The following is a 15,838-nucleotide window of genomic DNA, read 5'->3' on the forward strand; positions in this document are numbered from 1 at the left end:
CAGTAGGTGGATTCAATGATGCTCTTCGCCTCGTGTACGACGAGATTCGCGCATGGCCTTGTTGTTGCTGCCGCACCCGGGAGCAGTGACACGCATGAAAGCTGGGACCCTGCGACCGATGTTGTTCACGGTGGTACGGACTCCCTGTTCATTTCGATCCAGCAAGCTGCCAGCGGTCCAGCATCAGTCCAATGCGTGCAAGGGCCTTACCGGCCGAGCGGAAAAGTCCTTGCGTACGCGGGAAAATTGATACTTCCTCAAGCGTCTCTTGAGATTTCGGATCCGAATGAATCGGTGAAGTTGCTGATTCCCGTTCCGAATGTAGAAAATCAAGTCGATGTCTATGGAGACGGCACCGATGAGCCCGATGAGGTAGTGATCGTTCTGACTGGCGATGAATCGTGGTAATCCACAATTCCTGACGATGACAGTCAGTTCGGTAGGTTGCGAGGGCGCCACGCCGACCCCGGGTCCGTGGTGGCGACCTTACAGATGCGAACACCACGCCCGCTTGTGTCTTCTGTAATAGCTCCAAGTGAGACAGGGTGGCTCCGATGAATCCGCCGCCGAACTACTCGGGACAATGGCCACCTCCGTGGTGGCCGGCCAATATGCAGGCCGCAGTGTCAATCCCTGGAATGATTCCGTAGATTTAATGCGGCGGGTCGAGTTGTGGCCCGCCGCAAATCCATTTCCTGATTGATGGCGGAGGACATCTTGCAGGTCACGATCGACGGGGTCACCTACGTGAGCCATGAGGACCCAGCATGGAGGTGTGAGCAGAACTACATGGCCATGGTCGACCTGGCCCCGTTCGACCTCGGAGGGATGTTCGAGCAGTTGTGGCTTCGGGAACTCGACGAAGGCGGCGGCTATGAGGTTTGTTGCATCCCCTTTTATGCCTATGGTCTCGCGCTGGGTGACGTGGTGAGGAGGAGTGGGGCGGACACCGTCGGCAGTTTGATCAGCAAGTCAGGTCGTCGGGCCCTCCGAGTGTTTTTCGCGGAGCCTCGGCCTTCGGTGGACAGTCGATCTGTGCTGCGTGGCGCTGTGGAGTCCGCCGGGCTTCTGAGTGAATGGAACGGTGATCGTCATGTCGCGATCGATGTCCCCGACATCTCGGTGATGCAGCCGGTCTTCGATTCCGTGCAGGGGGAAATTGAAAATGGGAGCGCTTTCTGGGAGTGGAGTGATAGCAAGAATTTTAGATAGGTGTGAAGTGAATCTGTTGGGGGCGGCCGGTTTCGGCTCCGCTGTTCGGTGTGGTGAATTATGCCCGGGGGGAGAATGCGCGTGGTCAGACGGAGATCTTTGCTGTTTGCTTCGTCGGCGGCCGGGCTCGCGGTGGGGGGTGCTGCCGTCTATGGCGTGCGGGCCGGTGCCGAGAGTGGTGCTGCCGGTGACGGGAGCCGGGGCGGAGGTCCGGGGGGACGGATGCCGGTGCAGTTGCGGGGGGTGCGGCCGGAGGGGCGGGTGGTGATGGTCGCGCTCGATCGCGGGGCTCGCGGGGGTGAATCCCGGGCAATCCTGCGGGAGTTGGTTTCCGGCTTGCGGGCTGTGGAACGGGCCGGGGTAACCGTCGGGGTGGGGCTGGCGGTGGGGGCCTTCGGGGCTGCCGCGAACCGTCCGCGTCAGTTGGTCGAGATGCCCGTGTTCGTCGGGGGTTTGCTGGATCCGGCGCGGTCGCACGGTGATGTGCTCGTGCAGGTGGCGGGGGACCGGGCCGTCGATGTGCGGGCGGCGGTCGAGGGGTTGTTGCCCGCTGTTCCGGGGTGGCGGGAGCGGTGGCGGATCGAGGGGTTCCGGGCTGAGAACCGGGAAGAGGGTGGCCGGGGGCTGGCCCGTAATCCCTTCCATTTCACTGAGGGGTTCGGGAATCCGGCCGGTGACGGGGAGACCGCGGACCGCGCCCTCGTACGGGCTGGTCAGGGTGAGCCGGAGTGGGCTGTGGGCGGGAGTTATCAGGTCGTACGGATCATCCGGTTCGCGACCGAGCTGTGGGACAAGGACTCCGTGTCCGAGCAGGAGCGGATCATCGGGCGTCGTCGTGACGGGCGGTGGCTGGACGGGGCGCCCGCGGGTGAGGAGCCGAATTTCGCGGCCGATCCCAAGGGCCGGCTCACCCCGCTCGACTCGCATGTACGGCTTGCCGCGCCCGACCGCCGTGATCCGCCGCCGCTCGTACGGCGCAGTTACAGCTATGACCGGGGCGATGGTGACACGGGGCTGGTCTTCTCGTGCTTTCAGCGCGATCTGGCGAAGGGGTTCGAGGCCGTGCAGAAGCGGCTGGAGGGTGAGGCCATGGCCAAGTATCTGCTGACCACCGGCGGCGGCTACTACTTCGTCCCGCCCCCGGGCGACCACTGGATCGACGCACTCCTCCAGGGGTCCAGCGGGCCGGTCGGGGTGGTAGCTACTGCCCGACCGGGCCGCAGACGAATTCGTTCCTCGTGGTCCAGAAGCTGAAGAGATCGCGTCCGCAGTAGCTGTCCAGCTCCGAGACACCCAGCCCGCGCAGGATCGTGTGGATCAGGTCGAAGAAGGCCGCGTTCACCTCGGGGATGAAGAAGAGCAGGACGAAGACGGCGAGCAGTCCGTACGGGGCGAACGGCTCCACCTGGCGGCGGAACTTGTACGAGAGCCAGGGCTCGACCACCCCGTAGCCGTCGAGGCCCGGGACCGGCAGGAAGTTGAGGATCGCCGCGGTGATCTGGAGCAGGGCGAGGAAGCCCAGGGCGTAGCGGAAGCCCGTCGGGACGCCGGAGAGGGCGTTGAGCCAGAAGGGGGCCGTGCAGACGAGGGCGAACAGTACGTTCGTCAGCGGGCCGGCCGCGGAGATCAGGCTGTGCCGCCAGCGGCCCTGGATGCGGTGGCGCTCGATGAAGACCGCGCCGCCGGGCAGACCGATACCGCCCAGGATCACAAAGATCACCGGCAGCACGATGGACAGCAGCGCGTGCGTGTACTTGAGGGGGTTGAGCGTCAGATAGCCCTTCGCTCCGATCGAGATGTCCCCGCTGTGCAGCGCGGTACGGGCGTGCGCGTACTCGTGCAGGCAGAGCGAGACGATCCAGGCGCCGGTGACGAACAGGAAGACGGCGATCCGGATGTTCGCCGCGAAGTCCGTCCACACGGCCCAGCCCGAGACCGCCGTGACAGCGGCGATCCCCAGGAAGACCGGGGAGATCCGCCGGTCGCTGCGGCGGGAGGAGGCGGTGGTCATGGATGGGTCTCCTCGGGGGCGCGGGACGGCGGTCGGCGTCGCCCGACCGTACAGCGGGCAGAGCGGAAACGTCCGGCCACGCCGATAACGTCTGGCCAACGGGTCCCGGTTCCGGGGAGGCTCGTCGTATGGCGATGTGGAAGATCATGTACGACAGCTGGCAGATGGAGTGCTGCGGCCAGCCCTTCTCTGTCGGCGACGAGGTGTCCTGGCCGCTGCTGATGCTGCCCTCGTCCGCCCGCGACGCCCGGACCTGGCAGGACTGCCTCACCACGCTGGAGGCGCCGGACGGCACGGCCGGGGACGGTACGACCCTCGTCCGGGGGCCCGGACTCGTCGCGGTCTGGACCGGGGACGACCCCGTCGGGAAGGGCGCCGAGCTGAGCGGATATCTCTCGGTGGAGCGGCACGGCGGGACGATCCCAGGCGTTTCGCTCAGCGTCGGTACGGTCCGCTCCCTCCACGTCGTCACCCAGGGGTACGCCGTGGACCGCGCCGGGTCAGGGGCGTACGAGGCGGTGCCGGACGAGCGGTGGCTGAGCCCGGTCGACACCTGCCCCAAGTGGTTCTCCACGCTCGCCCAGCCGCCCGCACCCCGGCGAGAGGGCTACCGGCGCGACGCGACCGGCGTGCTGGTCGGACTCGCGACAGAGTAAATAGGGTCGGCCTTCCAGGCGGCGTTCACGGACAATGGGCGGATGCGCTACCGGCTCCTCGGCACCACACGGGCACTGCACGACGACGGCACCCCCGTCGCCCTCGGCGGTGCGCGGCTGCGTGCGCTGCTGACGGTGCTCGCCCTGCGGCCCGGCCGTACGGTGCCGGTCGCCCAACTCGTCGACGAGGTCTGGGACGGTGATCCGCCCGCCGACGCGGTGGGCGCGCTCCAGGCGCTGGTCGGGCGGCTGCGGCGGGCGCTCGGGCCCGCGGCCGTCTCGTCCGTGGAGGGCGGCTACCTGCTCCGCGCCGACGAGGAGGACATCGATCTCCACCGCTTCGGCCGGCTCGCCGGGGAGGGCGCGCGGGCTCTGGCGGACGGTGACGCGACCAAGGCGGCGAGCCTTCTCGACGAGGCACTGGCGCTCTGGCGCGGTCCCGCGCTGGCCGACCTCCCCGACCGTACGACCGAGGCGGCCCGCTGGGAGACCCGCCGGCTGGAGGCCCGCAGGGCGCGGCTCACGGCCGCGCTCGCCCTCGGCCGCGCCGAGGACGCGCTGCCCGAACTGGCCGCGCTCTGCGGTGAGTTCCCGCTCGACGAGCCGCTCCAGGCGCTCCGTATCCGCGCCCTGCGCGATGCGGCACGCCCGGCCGAGGCTCTGGCCGCGTACGACCGGGTGCGCCGCGCGCTGGCGGCCCGGCTCGGCACCGACCCGGGCCCGGAACTGCGCTCCCTGCACGAGGAGTTGCTCCGGGGCGCCGACGGGTCCGGCGGGATCGATGGGACCTCCGCGTCCGACGGGCGGGCCGGGGGCGGCGGGCGGTCCGGCCGTACGACGGCCACGTCCCCCGCCCGTACCCACCCGCCGGTCCGGGCCCCGCGCCCCGCCGCACCGCCCGGCAACCTCCGCGCACGGCTGACCAGCTTCGTGGGGCGCGAAGGCGATATCGAAGCCATCCGCGGCGATCTGGGCCGCGCCAGGCTCGTCACCCTGCTCGGCCCCGGCGGAGCGGGAAAGACCCGGCTCTCGCAGGAGGCCGCCGAGCTGATGGCCGAGGGGTGGCCCGACGGCGTATGGCTCGCCGAACTGGCCCCCGTGAACGATCCGGAGACCGTGCCCGAGGCCGTACTGACCTCGCTCGGAGCGCGGGAGACCGTACTGCGGGGCGCCGGGGCCGAGGAGCTGCGGGCCGCCGACCGGCACGCCGGTGAGCCGCTCATGCGGCTGGCCGAGCACTGCGCGCGCCGGCGCATGCTGCTGCTCCTCGACAACTGCGAGCATGTAATCGGGGCCGCTGCCGCCCTTGCCGAGGAACTGCTCGCCCGCTGTCCGGAGTTGACCATCCTGGCGACCAGTCGTGAGCCGTTGGGGGTGCCGGGGGAGTGGGTGCGGCCGGTGGAGCCGTTGCCGCCGGATCCGGCGCATCAGCTGTTCGCGGAGCGTGCGCGGGCGGTGCGGCCGGGGTTCGACGCCGCGGGGGATATGGAGGCGGTGGCGGAGATCTGCCGTCGGCTGGATGGTCTGCCGCTGGCGATCGAGCTGGCGGCGGCGCGGTTGCGGATGCTGACTCCGCGTCAGATCGCGGATCGTCTCGATGACCGTTTCCGGCTGCTGACCAGCGGGAGCCGGACGGTCCTGCCGCGCCAGCAGACGCTGCGCGCGGTTGTCGACTGGTCCTGGGACCTGCTCGACGCGTCCGAACGCGCCGTACTGCGGCGGCTGTCGGTCTTCGCGGGCGGCTGTGGACTGACGGCCGCCGAGTCGGTCTGCGCGGATGAGCCGGCCGGACCGGACGGCCCGGGTGGCCCGCACGCCCCGCACGCCCCGCACGCCCCGCACGCCCCGCGCGGCACGTACGCCCCGGACGCCCCGCGCGGCACGTACGCCCCGGCCGCCCCGCACCGCGTCGCGTCCCCGGACGTCGCCCGGCTGCTCGGCTCGCTCATCGACAAGTCGCTCGTCGTCGCCGCCCCCGCGCCGGACGGCGACATGCGCTACCGGCTGCTGGAAACCGTCGCGGAGTACGCCGCCGAGCGGCTCGACCAGGCCGGTGACCGGGCCGCCGCCGAGCGCCGCCATCTCGTGTACTACCGGGAGCTGGCCCGTACCACCGACCCCGTACTGCGCGGGCCCGGCCAGCACGCCGCGATCGCCCGCTTCCAGCTGGAGTACGAGAATCTGCGCACCGCGCTGCGCCGCGCCGTCGCCGCCCACGACGAGCAGGAGGCGCTCTGTCTCGTACTCTCCCTCGGCTGGCTCTGGCAGATGCTCGATCTGCGCGCCGACGCCCGTCACTGGGCGGGGGCCGCCGCGGGTCTGGGACCCGACCCGTTCGCCCCGCCCGTGGAGCCGGCTCCCGCCATCTCGCAGCGGTGCACGGACACGCCACCGCCCATGGCCCCCGAAGTGCTCCAGGAGGCCCGGCGCCAGGTGCGGCTGATCGGGATCGTCAGCATGAATCACGAAGCGGAGGACTGGACCACACCCGAGCGGCACGCGTGGCTGCGCGAGGTCGCCGGTGCCTACCGCCCCGGGCTTCCGCAGACCTGCCGGTTCCCCGGCACGCTGTGGATCTTCGCGTACATGCTCACCGGGGATTCGGACGGGCTGAAACGGGTCGTGGACGAGACCGTACGGGCCTGCGAAAGGCTCGGTTACGAGTGGGAGCTGGCCGGCGCGCTGCACGCACGGGCCAATATCTACTCGAACCGCGGCAACTGGTCCGGGGGCGCGAGCCGGGACGCCGACCGCAGCCTGGAGATCTTTCAGCGGCTCGGCGACACCTGGGGCGCGGTCGAGGCGCTGTCCGCACGGGGCGAGGCCAGGGAAGGGGCCGGGGAGTACGGTCTCGCGGCCGATGACTACCGGGCCGCGATCGCCCACGCCGAGGGGCTCGGCGCGCAGAGCCAGGTCGCGCTGTTGCGCTCCCGGCTGGCGGCGACCATGTTCGAGACCGGCCAGGGCGAGGAGGGCGAGCGCATCCTCCGTGAGGTGCTGGCCGAGGGGCAGGACACCTGGCACGAGGCGCGGCCCGCGGCCCGGCTCTTTCTCGCGCTGTGGCTGGGCCATACCGGACGCGGGGACGAGGCGCGTGAACAGCTCAACATGCTGCTCGATGTGTTCCGTTCCGAGACGCTGGCCATCTTCGGGGGTTTCGTCCAGGGCGTCTTCGCCTGGCTGGACTGCTCGGACGGCCGTTACGCCACGGCGCTGGACGCGTCCCGCATGGCCCTGGAGGCGGCGCTGTCGCCGCTCTCGCTCATGGTCGCCCCCGAGATGGTCGCGGTCCATCTGACGACGGTCGCCTGGGCGCTGGGCGGTCTGGCCGCCGAAACGGGCGACCGGGAGCGTGGACGGGACGCGGCCCGGCTGATCGGCGCGTACGAGGCGCTGGCGCCCGCCGGGCATTACCCCACGTTCACGGAGCGGCATATCGAGAAGAGCGCGCGCGAGACCGCGGCGGCCTTGCTCGGCGACACCGCGTTCGAGCAGGCCCGCGCCGAGGGCGGCGGCCTCACGCTGGAGGAGGCCACCGCCCTCGCCGGACGCTGAATCCGCCGGATTCCGGACCAGCTGGATTCCGGACCAGCTGGATTCCGGACCCGCTGGATCCCGGACCCGCTGGATCCCGGACCCGCTGGATCCCGGACCCGCTGGATTCCGGACTCGCTGGATTCCGGACTCGCTGGATCCCGGCTTCGGAACGTCAGGACTTCTTGCGGAACTTGGCCACCGCGAGCGGCGCCGTCACCAGCGTGATCGCCGCCGCCCACCCCAGCGTCATCCACATCGAGTGCGCGACAGCACCGCCGTTTATCAGACTCCGCGCCGCGTCCGCGAGATTGGACAGCGGATTGTAGTCAGTGAACGCCTGGAGCCAGCCGGGCATCGTGGACGGCGGGGCGAAGATCGACGAGCCGAACTGCAGGGGCATCAGTACGAGCATCGCCACCCCCTGGACGGCCTGCGCCGTCTTCATCGTGAGCCCGAGCAGTATGAAGATCCACATCAGCGAAGCGCCGAACACCAGGGACAGACCGACGGCGCCGAGCAGATCGAGCACCGACGTCTTGATCTCCATGCCGAGCAGGAAACCCATGCCGAGCAGAATGGCGGTGGCGACCAGCATCCGGCCGATCTCGACGACGATCTTGGCGATCAGCACCGAGGAACGGGCGATCGGCATCGTACGGAACCGGTCCATGACGCCCTTGCGGAAGTCGTCGTTCACGCCCGTGCCGACGGCCATCGCGATGTTCATGCCCATCATCGCCATCAGACCAGGGATCACATAGTTCACATACTCCTCACGGCTGCCGCCGAGGCTCGCGCCCACGGAGCCGCCGAAGACGTACACGAACAGCAGCGTGAAGATGATCGGCATCAGCAGGACGTCGAACATCGACTCCGGGTCCTGCTTGATCTGGAGGGCGTTGCGGCGCACCAGCGCGCCGATGTGCCGCAGATTGGCGCGCAGTCCGATCCGGCCCTCGTCGGCGGCGGTGACGGGCGACGGCGCGGGTGCCTTCTCGGGCGCGGACGTGGGCAGTGTGGTCGTGCTCATGCCGCGACCTCCTCGGGTGTGGTGTCGGACACGGAGGCCGTCTTCTGGCCGGTGATGGCCAGGAACACTTCGTCCAGGCTCGGGAGATGGGTGCCGATATGGGCGATCCCGAAGCCGCGCTCGCCCAGCAGGCCGACGACCGCGGTCAGTTGCTCATCGCTCAGGATCGGTACGTACAGCAGACCCTCGTCCGGGACCGCCTGCGTGCCGGCCAGGCCGTCGAGCCCGGTCTCGGCGATCGCCCGCGCCATCGCCGGGAGCTGCGCGGAATCCGTGGGCCGGATCTGGAGCGTACGGCCGCCGACCTTCGCCTTCAGCTCGTCCACCTTGCCGTTGGCGATGACCCGGCCGCGGTCGATGACCGTCAGCTCGCTGGCCAGCTGCTCGGCCTCTTCCATGTACTGGGTGGTGAGCAGGACGGTGGCCCCCTCCGCGACCATCCGCTGCACCTCGTCCCAGACCTCGTTGCGGGTACGGGGGTCGAGCCCGGTGGTCGGTTCGTCCAGATACAGCACCGACGGCTGGCCGATCATCGACGCGGCCAGGTCGAGCCGGCGCCGCATACCGCCGGAGTACTGCATCGCGGGCTTCTTCGCCGCCTCGGTGAGGGAGAAGCGTTCCAGCAGTTCGTCGGCGCGGCGGCGGGCGTCCTTGCGGGACAGATCGAGCAGCCGGCCGATCATGTACAGGTTCTCCCAGCCGGAGAGCTTCTCGTCGACCGAGGCGTACTGGCCGGTGAGACCGATCCTGCGGCGCAGCTGGCGCGGCTGGCGCAGTACGTCGTACCCGGCGACCATCGCGGTCCCCGCGTCCGGCTGGACGAGCGTGGAGAGAATACGGACGAGCGTTGTCTTGCCGGCGCCATTGGGCCCGAGCACACCGAGGACGGTGCCCTCGCGCACATCGAGGTCCACTCCGTCGAGAGCCCGGGTGCCCTGTGGTCCGCCGTAGTGCTTGACCAGCCCCCGTACCTCGACGGCGTTGCCCGTGCGGCTGCCGTTGGGGTTCTTGTCGATTCGCGTCATGACACCAGTGGACCAGCCGCCACCGACAATCCACCGACAAGCCGCCGACAGGCCGCTGTCGAGAGGCTGTCGGGCAGTCGCCGGACAGCCGACAGCCCGCCGACGGGGGAAGATCGGCGGGCTGTCGTCCGTGCGGGCAGTGGCTTCTGGGGCGCCCTCGGGAGGCGCGCGGCCGGACAAGGACCCGGCGGGTCCCGGATCAGGCCTAGTGGAACGTGTGCTCCTCCTGAGGGAACGTTCCTCCAATGACCTCGTCCGCAAACTCCCTCGCCGCGTCCCCCAGCGTCTGCCGGAGGTTCGCGTACTGCTTCGTGAAGCGCGGCACCTTCCCTCCGGTCAGCCCGACCATGTCCGTATAGACGAGGACCTGCGCGTCCGTCTCCGGCCCGGCGCCGATCCCGATGGTCGGGATGTGCAGGATGCGCGTGACTTCGGCGGCCAGCTCGACGGGGACCAGTTCGAGCACGACCGCGAACGCCCCGGCGTCCTGCACCGCCTTGGCGTCGCGGAGCAGCTGCTGCGCGGCCTCCTCGCCACGGCCCTGCACCCGGTAGCCGAGGGTGTTGACGGACTGCGGGGTGAGCCCGATGTGTCCCATCACCGGGATGCCGGCCTGTACCAGCAGTCCGATCTGGGTGTGCGAGCGCTCGCCGCCCTCCAGCTTGACCGCGCCCACGCCCGCGTCCTTCACCAGCCGCGTGGCGCTGCGCAGGGCCTGGACCGGCCCTTCCTGGTACGAGCCGAACGGCAGGTCGCCGACGATCAGCGCCCGCTTCGTGCCCCGTACGACGGCCGCGGCGAGCATCGTCATCTCGTCCAGCGTGACGGGCACGGTCGTCTCGTACCCCAGATGGCAGTTGCCCATCGAGTCACCGACGAGCATGACCGGGATACCCGCCTCGTCGAACACGGAGGCCGTCATCGCGTCATAAGCGGTGAGCATGGGCCACTTCTCGCCGCGCTCCTTGGCGGCGGCGATGTCGTGGACGGTGACGCGCCGCGAACTCTTGCCGCCGTACAGGGCCTTGGAGGCGGCTTCGGGGCGTCCCGCGGGCGGCTTCTGAGCAGCCTCGGTCTGAACAGTCATGGCCAAAGGCCCTTTCGTCATCTCGGGGCACCCTGACGGTGTCCCCGGACCGGTTCCATGGTGGCATCCCGGGACCGGTCACGGGAAGTGGGGACCCGTGCGTAAAGACTTTCCAATACGAGACGGTCTCGTATCGAAACGGGTCTAGTGTGTACGCCATGTCCACACCGTCCGGCGCCACTGGCGCCGCACCCCGCATACCCGAGTCCCGTGTCCCGGAGGCGGTCCACCGCCGCCGCTGGGCCATCCTCGGTGTCCTGATGTTCAGCCTGCTCATCGTCGTGCTGGACAACTCGATCCTGAACGTGGCGGTCAAGACGATCGCCGCCCCCGAGCCCACCGGCATCGGCGCCACCCAGAGCGAGCTGGAGTGGGCGATCAACTCCTACACGCTCGTCTTCGCCGGCCTGCTCTTCACCTCCGGGCTGCTCGGTGACCGCATCGGCCGCAAGAAGGTGCTCCTCTTCGGCATCGCCGTCTTCGGCCTCGGCTCGGCGCTCGCCGCCCTGTCCGGATCGCCCGCCGAACTCATCGGCTACCGCGCCCTGATGGGCTTCGGCGCGGCCTTTGTGATGCCTGCCACTCTCGCGGTCCTGATGAATGTCTTCGAGCGCGAGGAGCAGCCCAAGGCCATAGGCATCTGGGCGGGCAGCGTGGGCCTCGGCATCGCCATCGGCCCGATCACCGGCGGTCTGCTGCTCGAACACTTCTGGTGGGGCTCGATCTTCCTCGTCAACGTCCCCGTGGCCGTCGTCGCGCTGGTCGCGATGGTGCTGCTGGTCCCGGACTCCAAGGACCCCAGGCCTGGCCGGGTCGACCCGCTGGGCGTCGCGCTCTCCATCGTCGGACTCGTCCTGCTGGTGTACGGCATCATCCGCGGCGGCGAGCTGGCGGACTTCACCGGCGCGAGCGTGCTGGGCCCGCTCCTCGGCGGCGTTGCCGTACTCGCCCTCTTCGTCTGGCACGAGAAGCGCAGCAGCCATCCGGCCATCGACATCTCGTACTTCAGGAAGCCGGCCTTCGCCGCCGCCGTCGCCGCCATCGCGCTGGTCTTCTTCGCGCTGATGGGCGTGACCTTCTTCTCGGCCTTCTACCTCCAGAGCGTGCGCGGCTACAGCGCGCTCCAGTCCGGACTGCTGATCCTGCCGCTCGCCGCGGCGCAGATGATCTTCGCGCCGCGTGCCCGGCTGGTGGTGGACCGGTTCGGCGCCCGCGCGGTCTGCACGGTCGGCATGCTGCTGGTCGCGGCCGGACTCGCGGCGTTCGCCCTCTTCGGCGCGGACACCCCGGTCTGGGTGCTGTGCCTCGTCTTCTTCGTCCAGGGCACCGGAATGGCGCACATCATGCCGCCGGTGACCGTCGCGGTCATGCAGGCACTGCCCCGGGAGAAGGCCGGTTCTGGCTCGGCCATCAACAACACCTTCCGCCAGGTCGGCGGCGCCCTCGGGATCGCCGTACTCGGCTCGGTGCTCTCCGCGACGTACCGGGGCGGGATCGAGGGACACCTCGGCGCGGTCCCGGCCGGCGCGCGGGACGCGGCGGGGGAGTCGATCGAGGCGACCCTCGGCATCGCGGAGAAGATGGGTCCGGCGGGCCGGCCGCTGATCAGCTCCGCCTACGACGCGTTCCTCGACGCCATGCATGTCACGGCCCTCGGCTCGGCGGCCGTCGCGCTGATCGGCGCCGTGGTGGTCGCGCTCTTCCTGCCGGGTCTGCCGGAGCCGAGGAAGCTCGCGGGGAGCGAGGAGGCGCCCGAACCCGTGACCGCCGCCCGCGGCTGAGAGCGAGGCCGCGTACGCCGCGTACGCCGCGTACGCCGCGTACGAGAACGCCGTGTACGCCGTGTACGAGAATTGGCGCGGCGGAGAACGCGGCGCGGCGTACGCGGTGTGCGCGCGGACCCCAGGTCGGCGAGAGGCGGAGACAGGTGCGGGAGCAGGGTCACGAGAAGGAACACCGGCGCGGCAGGCCACGCAGTGAGGCGGTCGAGCGGGCGATCCTGGAAGCCGTCGTGACCCTGCTGGAGGACGGTGTGCCGCTCGGCGAGCTCTCCGTCGAGCGCATCGCCCGTACGGCGGGCGTCGGCAAGGCGACCATCTACCGGCGCTGGCAGGGCAAGGAGGAGCTCTTCCTCGACGTCCTGCGCGAGATCGAGCCGCCGGAGCCCGAACTGCCCGGCACCTCTGCGCTCGACGATCTCAGGGTCGTGCTGGAGTCGATGCGGCGGCGCGGTCTCGCCCAGCGCTCCTCGGTCCTGCTGCACAACGTCGTCGTCGGGATGAAGAGTCAGCCCAAACTCTGGGCGGAATATCACAGAACAGTCATCGACCCCCGGCGCGCGATGACGACGGACCTGATCCGGCGCGGGGTCGCCTCCGGTGAGCTACGGGACGACCTGAGCGTCGAGTTGATGCACGAACTGCTGGTTGGCCCCATGCTCATGCGCACCCTGCACCGGCCCGGCGCGCCGCTGGACGAGGATCTCCCCGACCGGATCATCAGCGCCGTGCTCCAGGGGCTGCGCCCACGCGAGTGACGGACGCGCGTGCGGGATCTGTCACACCTGCCGCTCTTTCGTCCTTGATCGGAACCCCCGGACCCTCCCTCTTCGTCTCCGTGCCAGTACGGCTGTCCCCGGACGGCGGAGAAAATGCCCGTACATCGCCTAGGGTCGGGGGCGGGCGTGCACAGCAAGGCAGTGAGGGCGGCGCATATGACGCAGGAGTACACGGCGCATTCGGTGACGGACGGCGGGGAGGACCCCCGCACCGGCTCCCGCGTCAGGGTCCTGCTCGACCGATGGCGGGGCGATCCGGGCATCTGGCGGCGCGGCATCGTGCTCGCGCTGCTCGCCGTGGTGGTCGCGCTGCTGATGATCTTTCACGCGCAGATCCCCAACACCATCGGCAACTTGGGCAGTCTCACCGAAACCTTCCTGCCGTGGTTCGGGGTGTTCGTTCCGCTGATCCTCGTGCTGGCGCTGGTACGGCGCTCCGCCACCGCGCTGATCGCCGTCCTGCTGCCCACCGTGGTCTGGGTCAATCTCTTCGGCGGACTCCTCACCGACAAGTCCGGCGGCGGCGGCGACCTCATGGTCGTCACCCACAACGTCAACGCGGACAACCCCGACCCGGCGGGCACCGCGCGCAAGCTGGCGGAGTCCGGAGCCGATGTCGTGGCGCTGGAGGAGCTGAAGGCCGGCGCCGTACCGACGTACGTCGAGGCGCTGGCCGGCACGTACAAGTACCACTCGGTGCAGGGCACGGTCGGCCTGTGGAGCAAGTACCCGATGACCGGGACCGAGCCCGTCGACATCCGGCTGGGCTGGGTCCGCGCCATGCGCTCCACCGTCAACACCCCGGAGGGCCGGGTCGCCGTCTATGTGGCGCATCTCCCCTCCGTACGCGTCAAGCTGCACGCGGGCTTCACCGCCAACCAGCGCGACAAGAGCGCCGACGCGCTGGGCGAGGCCATCGCCGACGAGTCGCTGAGCCAGGTGATCCTGCTCGGCGATCTGAACGGCACCATGAACGACCGCTCGCTCAACGCCGTGACCTCCCAGATGCGCTCGACCCAGGGCGCGGCCGGGCACGGGTACGGCTTCAGCTGGCCGGCGTCGTTCCCGCTGGCCCGGATCGACCAGATCATGGTGAAGGGCGTCGAGCCGACCTCGTCCTGGACCCTTCCCGAGACGGACAGCGACCATCTGCCGATCGCGGCGCGCGTACAGCTGGGCTGAGCCCGGACCCTCGCCGACCGGTGCGCAGGGCCTAGGTCCTGTCCGGCCGGCACCAGACGCCCCGGGCTGATCCACGAAGATCGGCCGGACAGGGCCTAGGCGCAATGCGGTGTTCATCCGCCGGAATAGAAAGCCTGAGAGACTTTGTTCCGTGGGGGTACTTAACCTGCCCCCGAACCCCACCACGGAAGGTCTCTCGATGCCCCTCGCCCTGTTCGCCCTGGCCGTCAGTGCTTTCGGCATCGGGACGACAGAGTTCGTGATGATGGGCCTGCTGCCCAATGTCGCGGACGATCTGGGTACGTCCGTGCCGACCGCCGGATATCTGGTCTCGGCCTACGCGATCGGTGTCGTCGTCGGCGCCCCCCTGCTCACCGCCCTCGGCTCCCGTATCCCGCGCAAGCGGATGCTGCTCCTGCTCATGGGGCTCTTCGTCATCGGCAACCTCGGCTCGGCGCTCGCCCCCGGCTTCGGCTGGCTGCTGGCGGGCCGGTTCCTCGCCGGGCTGCCGCACGGCGCGTTCTTCGGCGTCGGCGCGGTCGTCGCCGCCCGGCTGGTCCGCGAGGGCCGGCAGGCGCGGGCCGTCGCGACCATGTTCCTGGGACTGACCGTCGCCAATATCGTCGGCGTCCCGGCGGCCACCCTGCTCGGCCAGAACCTCGGCTGGCGCGCCACCTTCCTGGTGGTGACCGTGATCGGCCTGGTCGCGCTCGCGGCGCTCGCCCGGCTCATTCCGTACGTACCGGTCGAGGCGCACCAGAGCGTGGGCCGTGAGATACGGGCCCTCGGCGACCGTCAGGTGCTGCTCGGCCTCGCGACCGCCGTCTTCGGCTTCGCCGGCGTCTTCGCCGTCTACTCGTATCTGGCCTCGATCACGACCGAGGTGATGGGCTTCGGCGAGTCCTCCGTCACGCTGGTCCTCGCGCTCTTCGGTATCGGTATGACGCTGGGCGCGCTGGCGGCCGGGCCGCTGACCGACCGGGCGCTGCGGCCCACCCTGTACGCCTCGCTGGGCACGCTCGCCGTCGTACTGCTCGCCTTCCGGTTCACGGCGCACATCCAGTGGGCGGCGCTGGTGACGGTCGTGGTGCTGGGCGCGGTCGGGTTCATGACGACCACTCCGCTCCAGATGCTCGTCATGCAGAAGGCCAGGCACGCCCCCACGATCGCCTCCGCCTCGAACCACTCGGCCTTCAACCTGGCCAACGCGGGCGGCGCCTGGCTCGGCGGCGTGGCGATCGCGGCGGGCTGGGGCTGGCTGTCCCCGACCCTGGTCGGCGCCGTGCTCGCGGTCGTCGGCCTGGCGATCGCGGTGACGGCGGGGCTGCTGGACCGTGGTGACCGGGGCGACCGGGTGCCGGAGGCGTCGCGGGTCGTCGCCTCGGCCACGACGAAGGCCGAGGCGAAGGCCGAGACGACGACGGAACGGGTCGGCTGACGCCGTACGGGTGTGCGGGACGCCCGCGGGACCTCTCTGTACGGAGCGACCAATCGCGCGACCATCAATTCGCGACCATCAATTGAGGAACCGCGACGGCGAG

At 70.0% G+C, this 15,838-nt stretch carries 13 protein-coding genes; 9 read left to right on the forward strand and 4 right to left on the reverse strand.

Features of this window, described 5'->3' with window-relative positions; translation table 11 throughout:
- Positions 1 to 15 precede the first annotated feature (15 nt).
- From IF11_RS40930 to IF11_RS0118270, 3 genes are all read left to right on the forward strand, one after another.
- Positions 16 to 408, forward strand: coding sequence for a hypothetical protein (locus tag IF11_RS40930; protein ID WP_133243175.1), 393 nt, complete (start codon positions 16 to 18; stop codon positions 406 to 408).
- A gap of 294 nt (positions 409 to 702) precedes the next feature.
- Complete coding sequence (locus IF11_RS37835) at positions 703 to 1,212, forward strand: DUF4265 domain-containing protein (RefSeq protein ID WP_030352689.1); 510 nt, start codon at positions 703 to 705, stop codon at positions 1,210 to 1,212.
- A gap of 345 nt (positions 1,213 to 1,557) precedes the next feature.
- Positions 1,558 to 2,466 (forward strand): Dyp-type peroxidase, encoded by a 909-nt coding sequence (locus IF11_RS0118270; RefSeq protein ID WP_240627517.1) that lies wholly within the window; start codon positions 1,558 to 1,560, stop codon positions 2,464 to 2,466.
- Here IF11_RS0118270 and IF11_RS0118275 read toward each other — a convergent pair.
- Positions 2,414 to 3,223, reverse strand: a complete 810-nt coding sequence (locus IF11_RS0118275; RefSeq protein WP_030352691.1) for a site-2 protease family protein — start codon at positions 3,221 to 3,223, stop codon at positions 2,414 to 2,416. The genes IF11_RS0118270 and IF11_RS0118275 overlap by 53 nt on opposite strands.
- A gap of 128 nt (positions 3,224 to 3,351) precedes the next feature.
- Here IF11_RS0118275 and IF11_RS0118280 point away from each other — a divergent pair, with 128 nt between their 5' ends.
- Entirely contained in the window at positions 3,352 to 3,879 is a 528-nt protein-coding gene (locus tag IF11_RS0118280; protein WP_051746033.1) for a DUF6578 domain-containing protein, read from the forward strand.
- Between the two features lie 42 nt (positions 3,880 to 3,921).
- Positions 3,922 to 7,434: an AfsR/SARP family transcriptional regulator gene (locus IF11_RS0118285; RefSeq protein WP_030352693.1), complete on the forward strand. Its 3,513-nt coding sequence runs from the start codon at positions 3,922 to 3,924 to the stop codon at positions 7,432 to 7,434.
- Positions 7,435 to 7,588: 154 nt separating this feature from the next.
- On the opposite strand, the gene IF11_RS0118290 is transcribed toward IF11_RS0118285, so the two are convergent.
- The 3 genes from IF11_RS0118290 to panB form a co-directional block, all read right to left on the reverse strand.
- On the reverse strand, positions 7,589 to 8,446 hold the full coding sequence (locus tag IF11_RS0118290) for an ABC transporter permease (RefSeq protein ID WP_030352694.1): 858 nt from the start codon (positions 8,444 to 8,446) through the stop codon (positions 7,589 to 7,591).
- Positions 8,443 to 9,471 (reverse strand): ATP-binding cassette domain-containing protein, encoded by a 1,029-nt coding sequence (locus IF11_RS0118295; RefSeq protein WP_030352695.1) that lies wholly within the window; start codon positions 9,469 to 9,471, stop codon positions 8,443 to 8,445. Before IF11_RS0118295 ends, IF11_RS0118290 begins: the two co-directional genes overlap by 4 nt.
- Before the next feature lie 205 nt (positions 9,472 to 9,676).
- Positions 9,677 to 10,558, reverse strand: coding sequence for a 3-methyl-2-oxobutanoate hydroxymethyltransferase (panB, locus tag IF11_RS0118300; protein WP_030352696.1), 882 nt, complete (start codon positions 10,556 to 10,558; stop codon positions 9,677 to 9,679).
- 158 nt (positions 10,559 to 10,716) lie between these two features.
- Here panB and IF11_RS0118305 point away from each other — a divergent pair, with 158 nt between their 5' ends.
- The 4 genes from IF11_RS0118305 to IF11_RS0118320 all read left to right on the forward strand — a co-directional run bounded on the left by IF11_RS0118305 (position 10,717) and on the right by IF11_RS0118320 (position 15,735).
- On the forward strand, positions 10,717 to 12,339 hold the full coding sequence (locus tag IF11_RS0118305) for an MFS transporter (RefSeq protein WP_030352697.1): 1,623 nt from the start codon (positions 10,717 to 10,719) through the stop codon (positions 12,337 to 12,339).
- A 146-nt stretch (positions 12,340 to 12,485) separates the two neighbouring features.
- Positions 12,486 to 13,094, forward strand: coding sequence for a TetR/AcrR family transcriptional regulator (locus tag IF11_RS0118310; RefSeq protein WP_030352698.1), 609 nt, complete (start codon positions 12,486 to 12,488; stop codon positions 13,092 to 13,094).
- Between the two features lie 177 nt (positions 13,095 to 13,271).
- A complete protein-coding gene (locus IF11_RS0118315) occupies positions 13,272 to 14,297 on the forward strand; it encodes an endonuclease/exonuclease/phosphatase family protein (protein WP_030352699.1) in 1,026 nt (341 codons plus the stop codon).
- Positions 14,298 to 14,496: 199 nt separating this feature from the next.
- Positions 14,497 to 15,735, forward strand: coding sequence for an MFS transporter (locus IF11_RS0118320; RefSeq protein WP_030352700.1), 1,239 nt, complete (start codon positions 14,497 to 14,499; stop codon positions 15,733 to 15,735).
- The last annotated feature ends 103 nt before the right edge of the window (positions 15,736 to 15,838 follow it).

It is taken from the genome of Streptomyces scopuliridis RB72 (assembly GCF_000718095.1).
GTDB classification, from domain to species: Bacteria; Actinomycetota; Actinomycetes; order Streptomycetales; family Streptomycetaceae; genus Streptomyces; species Streptomyces scopuliridis.